This window comes from Mycobacterium europaeum, assembly GCF_034555895.2.
In the GTDB taxonomy this organism is placed as follows: domain Bacteria; phylum Actinomycetota; class Actinomycetes; order Mycobacteriales; family Mycobacteriaceae; genus Mycobacterium; species Mycobacterium europaeum.
Genome location: NZ_CP157315.1, coordinates 4,405,686 through 4,422,844, shown reverse-complemented (window position 1 = coordinate 4,422,844; position 17,159 = coordinate 4,405,686). Strand labels below are relative to the sequence as shown.

Annotated in this window: 13 protein-coding genes; 10 read left to right on the top strand and 3 right to left on the bottom strand. The window is 70.5% G+C overall.

The features are described from left to right. Positions 1 to 3: 3 nt before the first annotated feature. The 6 genes from U8D42_RS20355 (at position 4) to U8D42_RS20330 (ending at position 9,785) form a co-directional block, all read left to right on the top strand. Positions 4 to 1,098: a hypothetical protein gene (locus tag U8D42_RS20355; protein WP_322858441.1), complete on the top strand. Its 1,095-nt coding sequence runs from the start codon at positions 4 to 6 to the stop codon at positions 1,096 to 1,098. Beyond that, the gene (locus U8D42_RS20350) at positions 1,095 to 2,672 is read left to right on the top strand and encodes a hypothetical protein (RefSeq protein ID WP_322858442.1); all 1,578 of its coding nucleotides are present in this window, start codon (positions 1,095 to 1,097) and stop codon (positions 2,670 to 2,672) included. The genes U8D42_RS20355 and U8D42_RS20350 overlap by 4 nt, the downstream gene beginning before the upstream one ends. Positions 2,673 to 2,821: 149 nt before the next feature. Then, complete coding sequence (locus tag U8D42_RS20345) at positions 2,822 to 4,651, top strand: phosphoenolpyruvate carboxykinase (GTP) (RefSeq protein ID WP_322858443.1); 1,830 nt, start codon at positions 2,822 to 2,824, stop codon at positions 4,649 to 4,651. A gap of 636 nt (positions 4,652 to 5,287) precedes the next feature. Further along, the gene (locus U8D42_RS20340) at positions 5,288 to 7,207 is read left to right on the top strand and encodes an acyl-CoA dehydrogenase family protein (protein ID WP_322858444.1); all 1,920 of its coding nucleotides are present in this window, start codon (positions 5,288 to 5,290) and stop codon (positions 7,205 to 7,207) included. 97 nt (positions 7,208 to 7,304) lie between these two features. Further along, positions 7,305 to 8,822, top strand: coding sequence for a fatty-acid--CoA ligase FadD4 (gene fadD4 / locus U8D42_RS20335; protein ID WP_085243557.1), 1,518 nt, complete (start codon positions 7,305 to 7,307; stop codon positions 8,820 to 8,822). A gap of 3 nt (positions 8,823 to 8,825) precedes the next feature. Continuing rightward, the gene (locus tag U8D42_RS20330) at positions 8,826 to 9,785 is read left to right on the top strand and encodes an enoyl-CoA hydratase/isomerase family protein (RefSeq protein ID WP_322858445.1); all 960 of its coding nucleotides are present in this window, start codon (positions 8,826 to 8,828) and stop codon (positions 9,783 to 9,785) included. A gap of 18 nt (positions 9,786 to 9,803) precedes the next feature. Here the strand turns inward: U8D42_RS20330 and U8D42_RS20325 are convergent, their stop codons facing one another. Both U8D42_RS20325 and U8D42_RS20320 read right to left on the bottom strand, forming a co-directional pair. Then, entirely contained in the window at positions 9,804 to 10,259 is a 456-nt protein-coding gene (locus tag U8D42_RS20325) for a CD225/dispanin family protein (protein WP_322858446.1), read from the bottom strand. Positions 10,260 to 10,376: 117 nt separating this feature from the next. Further along, positions 10,377 to 11,504, bottom strand: coding sequence for an acyl-CoA dehydrogenase family protein (locus U8D42_RS20320; RefSeq protein ID WP_348636982.1), 1,128 nt, complete (start codon positions 11,502 to 11,504; stop codon positions 10,377 to 10,379). 245 nt (positions 11,505 to 11,749) lie between these two features. On the opposite strand from U8D42_RS20320, the gene U8D42_RS20315 reads away from it, so the two are divergent. The 3 genes from U8D42_RS20315 to U8D42_RS20305 are packed head-to-tail and all read left to right on the top strand — an operon-like array spanning position 11,750 to position 15,274. Continuing rightward, positions 11,750 to 12,766: a MaoC family dehydratase gene (locus tag U8D42_RS20315; RefSeq protein ID WP_322858448.1), complete on the top strand. Its 1,017-nt coding sequence runs from the start codon at positions 11,750 to 11,752 to the stop codon at positions 12,764 to 12,766. Positions 12,767 to 12,794: 28 nt separating this feature from the next. Then, positions 12,795 to 13,976: a CoA transferase gene (locus U8D42_RS20310; RefSeq protein WP_322858449.1), complete on the top strand. Its 1,182-nt coding sequence runs from the start codon at positions 12,795 to 12,797 to the stop codon at positions 13,974 to 13,976. Beyond that, positions 13,970 to 15,274, top strand: coding sequence for an amidohydrolase family protein (locus tag U8D42_RS20305; RefSeq protein WP_322858450.1), 1,305 nt, complete (start codon positions 13,970 to 13,972; stop codon positions 15,272 to 15,274). The genes U8D42_RS20310 and U8D42_RS20305 overlap by 7 nt, the downstream gene beginning before the upstream one ends. A gap of 7 nt (positions 15,275 to 15,281) precedes the next feature. Here the strand turns inward: U8D42_RS20305 and U8D42_RS20300 are convergent, their stop codons facing one another. Continuing rightward, positions 15,282 to 16,181, bottom strand: coding sequence for an alpha/beta hydrolase (locus U8D42_RS20300; protein WP_322858451.1), 900 nt, complete (start codon positions 16,179 to 16,181; stop codon positions 15,282 to 15,284). Positions 16,182 to 16,414: 233 nt separating this feature from the next. Between U8D42_RS20300 and U8D42_RS20295 the strand changes: the two genes are divergently transcribed. Continuing rightward, positions 16,415 to 17,071 (top strand): SAM-dependent methyltransferase, encoded by a 657-nt coding sequence (locus U8D42_RS20295; RefSeq protein WP_085243549.1) that lies wholly within the window; start codon positions 16,415 to 16,417, stop codon positions 17,069 to 17,071. Positions 17,072 to 17,159 lie beyond the last annotated feature (88 nt).

Here is a 17,159-nt window from a genome sequence, read left to right as displayed (position 1 = left end):
ACCATGAGGGGTCAAGGACACCGGGATTTCGTCGATGAGCTGGCGCGATTCGCCGCCGGCCACGCCGACCCGCGGGTCACGGCGATCGCGGAGCGAACGGCCGCCGCGCTGCGGGTGCTCGTCGCGGGGCGCCCCGGAGTGGGCCGCGGCACGGTGGAGCGGGCGCTGCGCGGCGCCGGATCCGCCGCGGGCGTCTCGGTGACAACCACCGACGATCGCGATGTCGACCTTGTGGTGTACGTGACCGCCGAGGTGGTCAAGCCCGAAGACGTCGCCGCGATCGCCGGCGCCGGACGCCCGGTGGTGGCGGTGCTGAACAAGGCCGACCTGACCGGATCCCTGTGCCGTGGGGACGGGCCGATCGCGGCGGCGCGAACGCGGTGCGCCGAACTCGGGGCCGCACTGGGCGCGCCGATGGTTCCGCTGACGGGCCTGCTCGCGGTCGCCGCGCTCGACGACCTGGACGCCGGGCTGTGGGCGGCGCTGCGGACGCTGGCCGCGCACCCCGGTGTGGCCGCCGCGCTCGATGGTTCGTTCGCCGGTTTCCTGGCGGCCGACAACCCGGTGCCGGCCGACGTGCGAACGCGCCTGCTGGACACCCTGGACCTGTTCGGCATCGCGCTCGCCGTCGCGGCGATCCGGCAGGGCAGAACGGCCACCCAGGTGCGCGCCCTGCTGCGCAGGACGAGCGGGGTCGACGCGGTCCTGTCCCGCATCTCGATCGCCGGCGCCGAGGCGCGCTACCAGCGGGTGCTCGACGCCGTCGCGGAGCTGGAGGCGCTGGCCGTCGGCGCGGGTGAAGCCGCGGAGCGGATCGGTGCTTTCCTGTCCCACGACGACACCGTGGTGGCGCGGATGGCGGCCGCCGTCGACCTGGCCGAGGCGGCCGGGCTGGACCCGGACAATTCGGGACCCGCCGACTGGGACCGCGACCCGTCCGCGCACCTGCCGCGCGCGGTGCGCTGGCAGCGCTACAGCCGCGCGTCGGTCAGCGACCTGCACCGCGCCTGCGGCGCCGACATCGCCCGGGGATCGATGCGGCTGTGGTCGCAGGCCTGCGGATCGCTGCCCGCTCAGCCTCCGGGGGGCTGGCCGTGAACGGCGAGCAACACGACGATCCGGTCGCCGCGGTCGACGCGCTGGTGGCGCGCATCGGACCGGAGCTGGACGCCCCCGCCGTCCACCGCCGCGACGTCGTGCTGGTGACCGGGCCGTGGATGGCCGGGGTCAGCGCGGTGGCGGCGGTGCTGACCGAACGGCTGCCGGAGCAGAAGTTCGTCGAGTCGGCGGAGCTGGGTCCCGGCGAGGTGCCGGCCGCGGTGGTGTTCGTCGTCTCCGCGGCCGCCCAGCTCACGCCGTCGGACTGCGCGTTGCTGGACGCCGCCGCCGCGCACACCGACGCGGTCGTCGGGGTGGTGTCCAAGACCGACGTGCACCGCGCGTGGCGCGAGGTGCTGGCCGCCAACCGCGGTTCGCTGGGCGCGCACGCCGGGCGGTACGGCCGCGTGCCCTGGGTGGGCGCGGCCGCCCTGCCCGACGTCGGCGAGCCGGACGTCGACGAGCTGGTGGAGACCCTCTCGGCGCAGCTGGCCGACCCGGCCTTGGCGCGCCGGAACAGGTTGCGGGCCTGGGAGTTCCGGCTCAAGACCGTCGCGGAGCGGTTCGACCGCGACGCCGACGGCGCCGGGCGGCGGGCCCGGGTCGACGCGCTGCGCGACGAGCGCAGCACGGCCCTGCGGCAGCGGCGGGAGGCCAAGACCGAGCGCACGGTCACGCTGCGCGGCCAGATCCAGCAGGCGCGGGTCCAGCTGTCTCACTTCGCGCGCAACCGCTGCTCGTCGGTGCGCAGCGAGCTGCAGGAGGACGTCGCGGGATTGTCCCGGCGTGACATGCCCCGGTTTGCAACGCACACCCGCGACCGGCTGGGCGAGGTGGTCGCCGAGGTGAACGAGGGCACCACCACCCACCTCGCCGACGTCGCGCAGGTGGTGGGGGTTGCGACCACCCTGCCGGCCCCCGAGGAGCTGCCGACGGTCGACGTCCCGGCGCCGCCGCTGAAGTCGCGCCGGCACGAAACCTGGTTGCTGACGCTGCTGGGCGCCGGCTTCGGCCTGGGGGTGGCGCTCACCTTGAGCCGCCTGATGAGCGGGCTGGCCGCGCGACTGAGCCCGGCGCTGTCCGTCGTCGCGGCGGTCACGTGTGTGGCGATCGGGCTGGCGGTCACCCTCCTGGTGATCAACATCCGGAGCCTGCTGCGCGACCGGGCGCTGCTGGACCGCTGGGCGGGCGACGTGACCTCCTCGCTGCGTTCGGTGGCCGAGGAACTGGTCGCCACCCGCGTCCTGGTGGCCGAGTCCGTGCTAAGCAAGGCGGTGCTGGCCCAGGACGAGGTGGAGAACGCCGAGGTGAGCGAGAAGGTCAGCGCCATCGACCGCGAGCTGCGCGCCTACGCCACCGCCGCGTCGCGGGCCGCCGCCGCGCGGGACCGCGAGATGCCCACGGTGCGGGCCGCCCTCGACGCGGTACGTGCAGAACTCGGTGAAGCGGGTACTCCTGCAGCCGGTGACACCGTCTCGGACGCGAAGAAAGACGGCGCAGCCGAAGCGACCGAAAAACCGCCTTCTAGGAGCGGCGATGCCGATGCTGCGGGCGCTTCTGAATCGTTGGTGTGAGAAGGCTTATACCTGCCCGAGACTTCCCCGACAAGATCCTCGCGATAACCTGTAGTTAACGCCACCATGTCAAGCGTTGTGTGGGCGACCGCATAGGCGATTAGGCACCCAGAGAAGCCCGAGTACGACGAAGAATTCAGGAGACTTCGATGACCTCAGCGACCATTCCCGGTTTGGACACCGCGCCCACGAAACATCAGGGGCTGCTGGCGTGGGTGCAGGAGGTCGCCGAGCTCACCCAGCCCGAGCGGGTGGTTTTCGCCGACGGTTCCGACGAGGAGTGGCAGCGGCTGACGGATCAGCTCGTCGAGGCGGGCACGTTCAAGCGGCTGAACCCGCACAAGCACCCGAACTCCTTCCTGGCGCTGTCCGACCCCTCCGACGTGGCGCGCGTCGAGTCCCGCACCTTCATCTGCTCCGAACGTAAGGAAGACGCCGGACCCACCAACAACTGGATGGACCCCGCCGAGATGCGGTCCACCCTGACCGACCTGTACCGCGGCTGCATGCGCGGCCGCACCATGTACGTGGTGCCGTTCTGCATGGGCCCGCTGGGCGCCGAGGACCCCAAGCTGGGCGTGGAGATCACCGACTCGGAGTACGTCGTGGTCTCGATGAAGGTGATGACCCGGATGGGCAAGGCCGCGCTGGAGAAGATGGGCGACGACGGGTTCTTCGTCAAGGCGCTGCACTCCGTCGGCGCCCCGCTCGAGTCGGGCCAAAAGGACGTGGCGTGGCCGTGCAGCGACACGAAGTACATCACCCACTTCCCCGAGACCCGCGAGATCATGAGCTACGGCTCGGGCTACGGCGGCAACGCCCTGCTGGGCAAGAAGTGCTACTCGCTGCGCATCGCGTCGGCGATGGCCCACGACGAGGGCTGGCTGGCCGAGCACATGCTGATCCTCAAGCTCATCTCGCCGGAGAACAAGGCCTACTACTTCGCCGCGGCGTTCCCGTCGGCGTGCGGCAAGACCAACCTGGCCATGCTGCAGCCGACCATCCCGGGCTGGCGCGCCGAAACGCTCGGTGACGACATCGCCTGGCTGCGGTTCGGCAAGGACGGCCGCCTCTACGCCGTCAACCCCGAGTTCGGGTTCTTCGGGGTCGCGCCGGGCACCAACTGGAAGTCCAACCCGAACGCCATGCGCACCATCGAGGCCGGCAACACCGTCTTCACCAACGTCGCGCTCACGGACGAGAACGAGGTGTGGTGGGAAGGCCTCGAGGGCAGCCCGGAGCACCTGATCGACTGGAAGGGCAACGACTGGTACTACCGCGAGACGGAAACCACGGCCGCGCACCCGAACTCGCGGTACTGCACGCCGATGTCGCAGTGCCCGATCCTGGCGCCGGAGTGGGACGACCCGCAGGGCGTGCCGATCTCGGGCATCCTGTTCGGCGCCCGCCGCAAGACCACGGTGCCGCTGGTGACGCAGGCCCGTGACTGGCAGCACGGCGTGTTCATGGGGGCCACCATGGGCAGCGAGCAGACCGCGGCCGCCGAGGGCAAGGTCGGCACCGTGCGCCGCGACCCGATGGCCATGCTGCCGTTCCTGGGCTACCACGTCGGCGACTACTTCCAGCACTGGCTCGACCTGGGCAAGAACTCCGACGAGTCCAAGCTGCCGCAGGTGTTCTTCGTCAACTGGTTCCGCCGCAATGAGGACGGCGACTTCCTGTGGCCGGGCTTCGGCGAGAACAGCCGCGTGCTGAAGTGGATCGTCGACCGCATCGAGCACCGCGCCGGTGGCCAGGACACCCCGATCGGCATCGTGCCGGGCCCCGAAGACATGGACCTGGACGGCCTGGACGTCGACAGCGACGACGTGGCGAAAGCGTTGGCGGTGAACCCGGCCGAGTGGCGCCAGGAACTGCCGTCGATCGAGGAGTGGTTCGAGTTCGTCGGCGAGCGCCTGCCCACCGGTGTCAAGGACGAGTTCGAGGCGCTCAAGCAGCGGCTGGCCGACGCCGGCTAGACGGCGCGGTTAGCTCCCCGCGATTAGCTTGCCGCGCGAACCCCGGAGCGGTTCGCGCGGCGGTTGGCCGCCACATGCTGCGAACTGGCCAGGACCGGCCAGGAGTCCGTGCAGCTCTTTTCAGGCGATGGCGCGACCGGTCAGATGCCGGGTGGTGAACAGTCGTATCCCGGCCGCGGGCGGCTGCGGTCGACCGCGGCCGCTTTGCTGTCGGCCTCCCAACCGCCCGAGTCCTGACGGCCGCTGAATTCCGTTCGGAGACAAGGTTTCCGGGATCGTCCGCGCCCGTTCATTTGCAAGGCGTTGCTTGCGGTTCGACGCTCTTACAGACTGGACAGCACAACCGAACGGGGCATGCATACCCGTTCTCAAAGGTTGGCATGTCACGTGCTGAAGGCGTATTGAGGATGGCTTCGGGTGATCGATCGTCGACGGGTTTGCGGCTCAGTCCAAGCGATTTCGCGATGCGATTCGCCTGACGCGTGGCGCGTGGCAGTTCCGTAACTCGCCGGAACCGTTGGATCGCAGTGTATTCCGACGAAAGTCGCGCATTCAAGAATCACCAGTGAAGCAGGGCGGGCGCAATTGCGTCGCGTCGTGATCATGGCCGTGTGAATGAGTCGAGGGGGGCACAATATGAACACCGATCGATCGGCAAGCCGTTACGTCGTTGCACAAGTTGAGGATTCGGCGGGGGGAGAGCGGGGCGTGGGCGGCGACGGCGACGAAGCCGGCAGGCAAGGCGTGCGTCGCGCACTCAGGCACGTCGTTTTCGGCGATCAATACCATGAGCAGCGGCGGGTGCGCGACGCCGTCGTCGCACTCAACGACACCCCGCAGTCGCACGCGGCGTACGCCGAACAGGCGCGGAAAAGCTATGAGCTGCTGTGCACCACCGTCGAGGAACTCGGCGGATCCTCGCGTCAGCTCGCCGCGGATCACCACAAGCTCGCCGCCATCTTCGACTGGTCGGCGGCGCTGGCGCCGCGGCTGCTACCGGTTCTCAGTGGTCACTTCAGCCTGACCATCGGGGCCATCGAACGCCTCGGACGGGGAACGGCATATCAACGGCAGTGCCTCGATGAGCTGGACACGACGGCGGCGGTTGGCGTGATGCTGTTGACCGAATTGGGTTATGGCACCAACGTTCTGGACCAGCAGACCCGAGCGGTGTGGCACCGGGAGGAACGTCGGTTCACGCTGAGCACCCCGAGCGGCGAAGCGTGCAAGTGGATGCCCAATGTCGCAGACCCCGAAGTCCCCAAGACCACCATTGTCACCGCTCGACTCATCGTCGACGGAACCGACGAGGGCGTCTTTCCCTTCCTGGTCCGGCTGCGGACAAAAGAAGGGCTCGCGCCCGGGGTCGACGTCGTGCCGCTGCCGGAGAAGGGCTACGCACCGATGGACAACGCGATGATCCGGTTCACCGACGTGGTGCTCCCCGAGGACGCGTTGCTGTGCGGCGACTTCGCCCGCATCGACGACGACGGCACCTTCACCTGCGACCTGCCCCTGCGCGACCGATTCCACCGCAGCATCGGCCAACTGCAGACGGGCCGCATCTTGTTGGCGGCGGCCAGCGTTGCCTCGGCGCGGGCCGCCCTCGCATTGACTCTGCGCTACGCCCAGCAGCGACTCACCTCGGGCAAGGTGCTGATGAGCGCCCGGGACGGCGTTCAGCGCGATCTGATCTCCAGCATGGCCCGGATCTATGCCATGACGGCTTTCGCCAACGACGTGCGCGCGCGTTTTGCCGATGCCGCCGCCGATCCCTCCGACCGCGATCTGAGGGCGATGCTGGCCAAACCGCTGCTGAGCTACACCGCCCACGACGTGCTGCAGACGTGTCGCCAGCGGCTGGGGGCGCAGGGCATGTTCCGCGACAACCTGATCACCGACTACATCGGAAGCGCACAGGGCATCATCACCGCCGAGGGCGAAAACCAGTCGCTGCAAGTCGCGACCGGCCGCGTCCTGGGCCGGATGGATCCGGCACTGCTACGGATTGCCGGCATGCCCGAGGAGTCGCCCTGGTGGATCGCGATGCTCTGTGAACGCGAATCGACCATCGCTGCCGCCGGTCGGCAGGGCACGCATTCCGGTGTCGGCGCGATCGGCCCGGACTCGTTTGCCATCGTGCTCAGCAGTGCCACGGCCGAACGGCTCGCCGCCCAGTCCCTGTTCGCCGCCGCGGTGCGCGAAGCCGATCCGTCCGCCCGCGCGGTCATCGAGGACCTCGCCGCCGTCTACGCACTGGAACGGGGCCTCGCCAACGCCGGGTGGTACGCGGCGGCAGGGCTGCTGACACCGCAGCGCGCCGCACAGGCCGAAGCCGAACTCACCAAACGCTATACCGCCCTGATCGCTCACCTGCCGACCCTGGCGGAGGCCTTCGACGTTCCGCCGATGAGCGCCCCCATCAGCAACGACTACATCGACGCCTGGCTGCGATTCGCCGGTTGGCAGAGCGCTGTCGGCAAGCACGCGGCGGCGGCGCCGCGATTCGGTGCCGGCCCTGGGTTCATGGAGGACGGGCAGCAGGAGTCGGCATGAACCCGCGGCCGGCCCCGCGGGCCCGTCGGGCCGGCTGACGCCGCCGGACGGGTGACCACTTGACACCCGTCAAGTTTTTCGGCGGTACAGTCTGCGCATGCAGATTCGTGAGCACTGCGGCGCCGACAAGCCCGCCGTCATTCTTCACCCGTCCGGCACCGTCGTCACCTTCGACGAGCTGGAGGCGCGGGCCAACCGGCTGGCGCATCACTTCCGGCGCGCCGGCCTCACCGAGGGCGACGTCGTCGCGATCCTCATGGAGAACAACGAGCACATGCACGCGGTGATGTGGGCGGCGCGCCGCAGCGGTCTGTACTACGTGCCGATCAACACGCACCTGACCCCGGCCGAGGCGGCCTACATCATCGACAACAGCGCCGCCAAGGCGATCATCGGGTCGGCGGCGCTGCGCAAAACCTGCGAGAACCTGGCCGAGCACCTGCCGGGCGGCCTGCCCGGCCTGCTGATGATCGCGAACGACGATCTCGAGGGCTGGCAGCGCTACCCCGAATGCGTTGCCGCCGAGCCGGACACGCCGATCGACGACGAACGCGAGGGCGACCTGCTCCAGTATTCGTCGGGCACCACCGGCCGGCCCAAGGGCATCAAACGCGAGTTGCCGCACGTGCCGCCGTCCGAGGCGCCCGGAATGATGTCGGCCCTGGTCAGCCTCTGGATGACCCCCGATTCGGTCTACCTGAGCCCGGCCCCGCTGTATCACACCGCGCCGTCGGTGTGGTCGATGAGCGCGCAGGCCGGCGGGATCACCACCGTCGTGCTGGAGAAATTCGATCCCGAAGGCTGCCTGGACGCCATCGCGCGCTACCGCGTCACGCACGGCCAGTTCGTCCCGGCGATGTTCACCCGGATGCTGAAACTGCCCGAGGCCGTGCGCAATTCGTACGACCTGTCCAGCCTGCAGCGGGTGATGCACGCGGCGGCGCCGTGCCCGGTGGAGATCAAGAAGCAGATGATGGACTGGTGGGGGCCGATCATCGACGAGTACTACGCCTCCTCCGAGGCGATCGGGTCGACGCTGATCAGCGCCGAGGAGTGGCTGGCGCACCCGGGCTCGGTCGGCAAGCCGATGGCCTGCGAGATCCACATCCTCGACGAGAACGGCAACGAGCTGCCTCCCGGGCAGGCCGGCGAAATCTACTTCGCGGGCGGCTATTCCTTCGAGTACCTCAACGACGAGGCGAAGACCGCCGCGTCCCGTGACACCCACGGCTGGGTGACCGTCGGCGACGTCGGTTACGTGGACGACGATGGCTACCTGTACCTGACCGATCGTCGCCACCACATGATCATCTCGGGCGGGGTCAACATCTACCCGCAGGAGACCGAGAACCTTCTGGTCACCCACCCGAAGGTGTTGGACGCGGCGGTGTTCGGCGTTCCCGATGACGAGATGGGGCAACGCGTGGTGGCGGCCGTGCAGACCGTCGACCCCGCCGACGCCACCGACGAGTTCGCCGACGAGCTGCTCACCTGGCTGCGGGATCGGCTCGCGCACTACAAATGTCCGCGGTCGATCACTTTCGAGGCGCAGCTGCCGCGCACCGACACCGGCAAGCTCTACAAGAACGGGCTGATCGAGAAGTATTCGGTCTGATCCATGCTGCAGGTGGTGGACCTGTCGAGCGCACCCGGCGCGGGCCCCGGGACCGGCGCCGCGGCCCCACCCGGGGTGATCGTGGCGCACGGCCGGGCCGACGACCTGGCGGCCTGCGAATCATGGTTGAACGCGGCGACTTTCACGTTGACGGAGGACCGTTACGAGGATCGCCGGGTCGTCACCGTCGACTCGGTGCCCGACGCGCTCGCCGAGTTGACCGCGCGGTGTCGGCATTGGCCGCAGGCCAGCAGCGTCTGTGACGACGTGTTGCGCGCGGTGGAGCCCGGCGGCCCGGCGCTGCCCGCGGTGGTGACCGAATCGCTGGCGTACTCGACCCTGCAGGCCGGCCCCGAATTCGCACGCTGGCTGACCGAGCGAGGCCCGGCCCGGATGCCCGACATCGCCGACCCGGTGCGGGCCGAGCGCGACGGCGACACGCTGCGCATCGCGTTCAACCGGCCGCAGCGGCACAACGCGTTTTCCACCGACGCCCGGGCCGCCCTGCTGGAGGCGCTGACCGTCGCGCAACTGGACCCGTCGGTGACCGGAATCGTGTTGAGCGGCAACGGCCCGTCGTTCTGCAGCGGGGGGGACCTCGCCGAATTCGGCACCTTCGCCGACCCGGCGAGTGCGCACCTGGCCCGCACCCGGCACAGCCCCGCCCTGGCCCTCGACGCGCTCACCGCCCGGCTCGGCCCGGCCTGCAAGGCGGAGGTGCACGGCCGCGTGCTGGGCAGCGGGCTCGAGATGGCGGCGTTCTGCGGATGGGTGAGCGCGCGCGACGATTCGGTGTTCGGCCTGCCCGAATTGCACCTGGGGCTGATTCCCGGCGCCGGCGGAACGCTCAGCGTCACCCGCCGGATCGGCCGATGGCGCACCGCCTATCTGGTGTTGTCGGGCCGCATCATCGACGCCGGCACCGCCCTGGCCTGGGGACTGGTCGACGCGACCGGCGCCTGAGAATCGCCTAAAGCGTTGTCAGATGCCCGAATACGTGGTGGTCGTGGTCGACGGCAGGTTCGAGACGGCGATCACGCCGATGGCAACATAGAGGATCACCATGATCACCGCGAACACCGCGCCGACGATGGCGCCGATGATGGCCCACTTCTTGGCGTTGTCGGCCGCCGCCTGGGCCTCGGCATACCGGCCCTGGGTCCACAGGCCGGACACCTTGGTGGAGTAGACGATCGAGACGATTCCGAGCGGCAGACAGCACAGCACGGTGCACAGGATGGCCCAGACGAGGTAGTTCTCCGGTTCCGGCTGGCCCGGCCAGCCCGGCTGAGGCGGCGGCCAACCGGGCTGCTGACCCGGTTGCTGACCCGGCCAGCCCGGGGGCTGGCCCGGCCATGCCGGCGGTTGACCCTGCCATTCCGGCGGCTGACCCTGCCACTCCGGCGAGCCTTCGTACGGCCCTGGGGGATAACTCATGGCAGCCGACTTTCTTTCGTTGCAGTAGCTTTTACTCCCGAACCGATTTGCTGGTGGGAGAAGTCAGGCAAGGATACAGGACCCATCGACGTCGAGCCCGCACATTCGGGCTCGCGCTCAGATGCCGCCCCGCGCGACCAGTTGCGCGGCGATCACGTTGCGCTGAATCTCGTTGGTGCCTTCGCCGACGATCATCAGGGGCGCGTCTCGGAAGTAGCGCTCCACGTCGTATTCGCATGAGTAGCCGTAGCCGCCGTGAATCCGCACGGCGTTCAGGGCGATCTCCATCGCCACCTCGGAGGCGAACAGCTTGGCCATGCCGGCCTCCATGTCGCAGCGCTCGCCGCTGTCGTAGCGTTCGGCGGCGTAGCGGGTGAGCTGCCGGGCGGCGGTCAGTTTGGTCGCCATGTCGGCCAGGTAGTTGCCGACCGACTGGTGCTGCCAGATCGGCCGGCCGAAGCTTTCCCGCTGCTGCGCATACGCCAGCGCATCCTCGAGCGCCGCCGTGCCCACGCCCAGGGCGCGGGCGGCCACCTGGATGCGGCCCGTCTCGAGGCCTTTCATCATTTGCGAAAACCCCTCGCCCATGCGGCCGCCCAGCACGGCCGACTCGGGCGCGCGGTAGTCGTCGAAGGACAGCTCGCAGGACTCGACGCCCTTATAGCCCAGCTTGGGTAGGTCCCGTGACACCGTCAGGCCGGGACCCTGCTGGACGAGCACGATCGAGATGCCGCGGTGCCGCGGCGTGGCGTTCGGATCGGTCTTGCACAGCAGCGCGATCAGACCGGACCGCCGCGCGTTGCTGATCCACGTCTTGGCACCGTTGATCCGCAAGCCGCCAGAGCTGTCCACCAGCGCCGTCGTCGTCATGTTCTGCAGGTCCGAGCCGCCGCCCGGTTCCGTCAGCGCCATGGTGGCGCGCAGCTCGCCGGTGGCCATCGCCGGCAGGTAGGTCCGCTTCTGCTCCTCGGTCCCGAACAGCGTCAGCAGCTTGGCCACCACCGTGTGCCCGCCCATCGCGCCGGCCAGGCTCATCCACCCGCGGGCCAGCTCTTCGGTGACCCGGACGTAGCACGGCATGGAAACCGGCGACCCGCCGTACTCCTCGGGAATCGCCAGGCCGTAGATGCCGATCCGCTTCATCTGCTCGATCCACGCCTCGGGGTAGGTGTTGGCGTGCTCGACCTCGCGGACGGTCGGCTTGACGTCGCGGTCGATGAACGCCCGCACCGTCGCCACCAGCATCTCTTCTTCGTCGTTCACGGATGACCGCCTCCCAGCGTTGATGGTGGCAGACCCGCTTCGCCCGGCTTCGCCGCGCTCGCGATCGCCACGGGTGTTGATGGTGGCAGACCCGCTTCGCCCGGCTTCGCCGCGCTCGCGATCGCCACGGGTGTTGATGGTGGCAGACCCGCTTCGCCCGGCTTCGCCGCGCTCGCGATCGCCACGAAGTTGACCCCCGATCCGACAGCCTGCCAGCATGTGGCGTTGTGACCAGCGAGGGGTATGCGCGAATCCGTGCCGGCGGGCCGTACTTCGACGATCTCTCGGTCGGCCAGGTCTTCGACTGGGCGCCCGCGGTGACCCTGTCGCCGGGATTGGCCGCCGCCCACCAGGCGATCGTGGGGGACCGGCTGCGGCTCGCCCTGGACGCCGACCTGTGCGCGGCCGTGACGGGCCTGCCCGCTCCGCTGGCGCATCCGGCGCTGGTCTGCGACGTGGCGATCGGGCAGTCGACGCTGGCCACCCAGCGGGTCAAGGCCAACCTGTTCTACCGCGGGCTCACCTTCCACCGTTTCCCCGTCATCGGCGATACCCTGTACACCCGCACGGAAGTGGTTGGGCTGCGCGCCAACTCGCTCAAGCCGGGCCGGGCGCCCACCGGCCTGGCGGCGCTGCGGATGACCACCGTCGACCAGGACGACCGGTTGGTACTCGACTTCTACCGGTGTGGCATGCTGCCCGCCGGCCCGGATTGGCGGCCCGACCAGGCGCCGCACGACGATCTTTCGACGGTCGGTGTCGGTGCGCCGGGCCCGGCCCACGACCCGGCCGCGCAGTGGGACGGCGAGGTGTTCCGCCACCGGGTGCCCGGCCCGCACTTCGACCCGGGCCTGGCCGGCGCCGTGCTGCACAGCACGGGCGACGTGGTCAGCGGTGCGCCGGAGCTCGCCCGGCTCACCCTGAACATCGCCGCCACACACCATGATTCGCGGGTCGCGGGGCGGCGGCTGGTGTACGGCGGGCACACCATCGGGCTGGCCCTCGCTCAGGCGTCCAGGTTGCTGCCGAACCTGGCGACGGTGCTGGGCTGGGAGTCCTGCGACCACACCGGCCCCGTGCACGAGGGCGACACCCTGTACAGCGAGCTGCACGTCGAATCCGCGGAACCGGCCGGCCGCGGCGGTGTGCTGGGGCTGCGGTCGCTGGTCTACGCCGCCGCTGACGGGCCGGGCGAGGCTGACCGCGCGGTGCTGGACTGGCGGTTCCGCGCGCTGCACTTCTGACGAGGCGCGGCACGAGCACAATGGGGGCGTGAGCTCGGCTACGTCGGCGTGGGGGAGCAGCGGGCTGGCCTACCTGACCGGCCTGCCCGACGGGCCGCCCGACTTCTCCCGGGCGACCGTGCTGACCCACGCCCAGCGGGTGGCCGCGGCCGTCGGCGAGCGGTTGGGTGTGACCATCGATGCGGCCGGCCTGTTGACCGGCCGCGCCGCGTTGCTGGGCCTGACCCGCCGCGGCCGGGTGTCCGCCGGCGGGGCGACCCGGCTACTGGTGGCCGCCGACGGCTGGTGCGCGATCACGCTGTCGCGCCCCGACGACGCCGCCGCCGTCCCCGCGCTGGTGCAGAGCGACGACGACACGGGCGACCCCTGGGGGGCGTTGCGGCGCTGGGTCGCAACCCAACCGCTGGCCGCGGTCATCGAGCGCACCACGCTGCTCGACATCCCCGCGGCCGCCCTGGGCCAAGCCACCGCCACCGCCCCGCGAATACGACCCCGCGGGACCCGCGCACCGGCACACGGCGTCGCGGGACTGCTCGTCGCCGACCTGTCCGCCATGTGGGCGGGCCCGCTGTGCGGACAGCTGCTCGCACGCGCCGGGGCGTCCGTCGTCAAGGTCGAGAGCCCGGCCCGCCCGGACGGTACCCGAGCGGGCAACCAAAGCTTCTTCGACTGGATGAACGGTGAAAAGCTTTCGTACTGCGTCGATTTCGACCGTCAGGAGGACGAGCTGCGCCAGTTGCTCGCCGTGGCCGATGTGGTGATCGAAGGCTCGCGCCCCGCGGCGCTCACGCGGCGCCGGCTGGGACCGGACGACGTGCCGGGGGGGAAAGGGCGAATCTGGTTGCGCGTCAAGGGATACCTCGATGAGCGCCCGGCGTTCGGCGACGACGCCGCGGTCGGTGGCGGCCTCGTCGGCGTCGCGGCCGACGGGCCGGTGTTCTGCGGCGACGCCATCGCCGATCCGTTGACCGGGCTGGAGGCGGCCCGGCTGGTCGCCGACTCGCTGGGCCGGGGCGGCGGCGAGCTGATCGAGGTTTCGATGGCCGCGGTCGCCGCCGGCTATGCGGAGCTGCCCACGCAGGCATCGGTCGCAAACCTGCTCGCGCCGCCCCCGCCGGTTCCGCCGCCGGCCCGGCCCGCGGCCCGGCTGGGTGCACACAACGAGGCGGTGCGCCAACTGGTCGCTCAACGGAGTTGTCGGCCATGCTGATTCGGCGGGCCACCCTGCTGGACGGGACCACCACCGATATCCGGGTCGGCGAGCGGATCGACGAGATGGGCGACGGCCTGGTTGCCGAACCCGGCGAGGGCGTGCTCTACGCCGGCGGCGGAACCGTCCTGCCCGGCCTGCACGACCACCACGTGCACGTGCGCTCGGCGGCCTCCGCGCTCGATTCGTTCCTCGTCGGACCGCCCGGGGTCTGCACCAAAACCGAGCTGACGCAACTGCTCTCGAACGCGACGCCGGGTCCCGACGGGTGGATTCGCGCCGTCGGCTACCACGAATCGGTGGCCGGCGACCTGGACCGGCACGCGCTCGACGCCATCGTGCGCACCGTCCCGGTGCGCATCCAGCACCGCAGCGGTGCGCTGTGGATCCTCAACTCCGAGGCGCTGGGCCGGGTGGGCCTGGCCGAGCACCCCGACGGGCGCCTGCGCAGCGCGGACCACGGTTGGTCCGACCTGCTGCAGCGGCGCGAAAGCGATCTGGCGGAACTGAGCCGGCGCATCACCGCGACCGGCATCACCGGCGTCACCGACGCCACCCCCGACCTCGACGCCGACGACATGGTGTCGCTGGTGGTCGCCCACCGGCGCGGCGAGTTCCGGCCGCGGCCCAGCTTCCTGTCCCCGGGCAAGAAGATCCTGCACGACGACCGCCTCGACGTGGACGGGCTGGCGAACTGGATCGCCGGCCGGCACGACGCGGGCCGCCCGGTCGCCGTGCACTGCGTGACCGCCGCCCAACTCGTGGTGACCGTCGCGGCCCTGCGGGCGGCCGGCAGCCATCCGCAGGACCGCATCGAGCACGCCGCCGTGGTGCCCCACGACAACCTGGCCGATCTTGCCGAGCTGGGGGTCACGGTGGTGACGCAGCCCAACTTCGTCGCCGAGCGCGGCGATCACTACCTCGCCGACGTCCCCGGCACCGAGCACGATCAGCTGTGGCGCGTTGCCTCCCTGCTGAAGGCGGCGGTGCCCGTGGCGCTGTCCACCGACATGCCGTTCGGCCACGGCGATCCCTGGACGACGATGCGCGCCGCCGTCTACCGCACCACCCCGAGCGGTGTCGTCCTCAACGCCGACGAATGTGTCTCTGCCCGAGACGCTTTGACGATGTTCCTGGGGCGGCCCGAGCGGCCGGCCCGGCCGCGGACGGTGGCGACCGGAGAGCCGGGGGACCTGTGCGTGCTCAGCGAGCCGCCGGCTACGGCGCTGGCGGAGCTGGACGCCGGCATGGTGGCGGCCACCATCATCGGCGGGGAACTCGTTTACTTCGCGATGTGACCGGCGATCACGGCGCGAGGGCGAGCGCCGCGCGCAACATGGCGCACTGGCTGTCGAAAAACCGCTGCGACACTTGGGCTTTGGGTGCCCAGAGGTCGAATCCGTGGAAGGCTCCAGGCACGGTCTCCACCTCGCACGGCACCCCGGCAGCCGTCAGGCGCTCCGCGTAGGCCAGGTCCTCATCGTGGAACAGGTCGTGGGTGCCGACGCCGATCCAGGCCGGTGGCAGGCCGCTGAGGTCTTCGCGGCGCCCGGGCACGGCGACCTGTGGGTCGGCGCCGCCGAGGTACGCCGACCAGCCGAACCGATTGCTGCGGGTGTCCCACAGGCGGTAGTTCGGGTTGTGGGCGGTCGCCGAGCTGCGGTCGTCGAGCATGGGATAGGTCAGCAGCTGGAACGCGGGGCTCACCTCGGCGCGATCGCGGGCGAGCAGGGCCAGGGCCGCGGCCAGGCCGCCGCCGGCGCTGGCACCGCCGATGGCCACCCGGTACCGGTCCACGGACGGTAGGCCGGCCAGCCAGGTCAACGCCGAATAGCAGTCTTCCAGCGGCGCGGGATACGGATGTTCGGGCGCCAGGCGGTAATCCACCGATGCGACGGTGATGCCCAGCCGCCGGCTGAACCCGCTGCAGAGCCGGTCGTCCTGGCGGGCGGCACCGATCACGTAACCGCCCCCGTGGATCCACAGCAGCGCCGGCGTCGGCTCGGCCACACCGGCCGGCCGGAACAGCCGGACACCGGTTCCCGAACCCAGCGTGATCTCCTCGACACCGGGAACGGGCTTGGCGAGGCGCTCGCGCAGCGCGATCCCCGCCCGCATGATCGCCAGCGTCCGGGGTCCGACGAGTCGGCGTGGGGCGAAACGGGCGACTCGGTGCAGGTCAGGGTGAACATCGGTGTTCGGCACCGCATCAGTATCACCGACACCGCACCGGCGGACACGGGCGGCGACTGAACCATTGCGCCGCCGCGTGCGTGCACCAATGGCGGTGGATTAGCCGAACGAAGATCGGGGTATCGGTGCAATGCTGGCGAGCACGGCATGCGTTAGCGTGCAAGCTGTTGCTGGTTCGGCGTCGCAACGTCCCCTACCGGGACCGCGCGTTGGGCCGCCCGGTGGGCAGGACGCGAGGGACGTGAATGCTGGGGCATCTTTACGATCGGGCGCTGGGCGGCGAGCGATGTTGGATTCGCCACGACGACGGCGAGTTGCGGCCGCTACCGGCGCACCGCTGGTTGGGCGTGCGAAGTCCCGGGGACGGATGTCCCGGTGACGCCTTCGACGAGGACTTCGACGAAGCCGTCACGCGGATGTGCACCGGGCCGACGATCGAATTGGGGTGTGGGCCGGGCCGGCTGGTGGCCCGGCTGATTCAGCGGGGTGTACCGGCCCTGGGCATCGACCGGTCCGTGACCGCGATTCGGTTGGCGGGGCGCGGCGGCGCTCCGGTCCTGCTCGGCGACGTGTTCGACCCGCTGCCCGCGATGGGTCTGTGGCAGACGGTGTTGCTGGTCGACGGCAACGTCGGCCTGGGCGGCGACCCGCGCCGCATCCTGGGGCGGGCCGCCGAGTTGCTGGCGCGGGGCGGGCGGTGTGTGGCCGAATTCGACGCCGAGAACATCGGCATCCGTTCCCGCTGGGTCCGGCTGGAGTCCGCCTGCGAGGTCGGACCCTGGTTCCGGTGGGCGTCCGTCGGCGTCGACAGTGCCGCCGCGCTGGCCGCGCAGGTCGGTCTGACGCTGACCGGTGTCCGGCTGATCGGCGGCCGGGTGATCGCGTGCCTGGCGGCGATCTGAGCGGGTCGCGCCGCGCCGCCGACGGCTGACGCGGCGCGAACACAAACGCCCGTTTCGGAGCGGGGGGCGGGGGTACGCTGCCCTCACA

Excerpts from the sequence above, each read along its gene's own strand:
- U8D42_RS20355 (WP_322858441.1), top strand. The coding sequence starts at position 4 with ATGAGGGGTCAAGGACACCGGGATTTCGTCGATGAGCTGGCGCGATTC.
- U8D42_RS20345 (WP_322858443.1), top strand. The coding sequence starts at position 2,822 with ATGACCTCAGCGACCATTCCCGGTTTGGACACCGCGCCCACGAAACAT.
- U8D42_RS20340 (WP_322858444.1), top strand. The coding sequence starts at position 5,288 with ATGAACACCGATCGATCGGCAAGCCGTTACGTCGTTGCACAAGTTGAG.
- fadD4 (WP_085243557.1), top strand. The coding sequence starts at position 7,305 with ATGCAGATTCGTGAGCACTGCGGCGCCGACAAGCCCGCCGTCATTCTT.
- U8D42_RS20330 (WP_322858445.1), top strand. The coding sequence starts at position 8,826 with ATGCTGCAGGTGGTGGACCTGTCGAGCGCACCCGGCGCGGGCCCCGGG.
- U8D42_RS20325 (WP_322858446.1), bottom strand. The coding sequence starts at position 10,259 with ATGAGTTATCCCCCAGGGCCGTACGAAGGCTCGCCGGAGTGGCAGGGT.
- U8D42_RS20320 (WP_348636982.1), bottom strand. The coding sequence starts at position 11,504 with ATGCTGGTGGCGACGGTGCGGGCGTTCATCGACCGCGACGTCAAGCCG.
- U8D42_RS20305 (WP_322858450.1), top strand. The coding sequence starts at position 13,970 with ATGCTGATTCGGCGGGCCACCCTGCTGGACGGGACCACCACCGATATC.
- U8D42_RS20295 (WP_085243549.1), top strand. The coding sequence starts at position 16,415 with ATGCTGGGGCATCTTTACGATCGGGCGCTGGGCGGCGAGCGATGTTGG.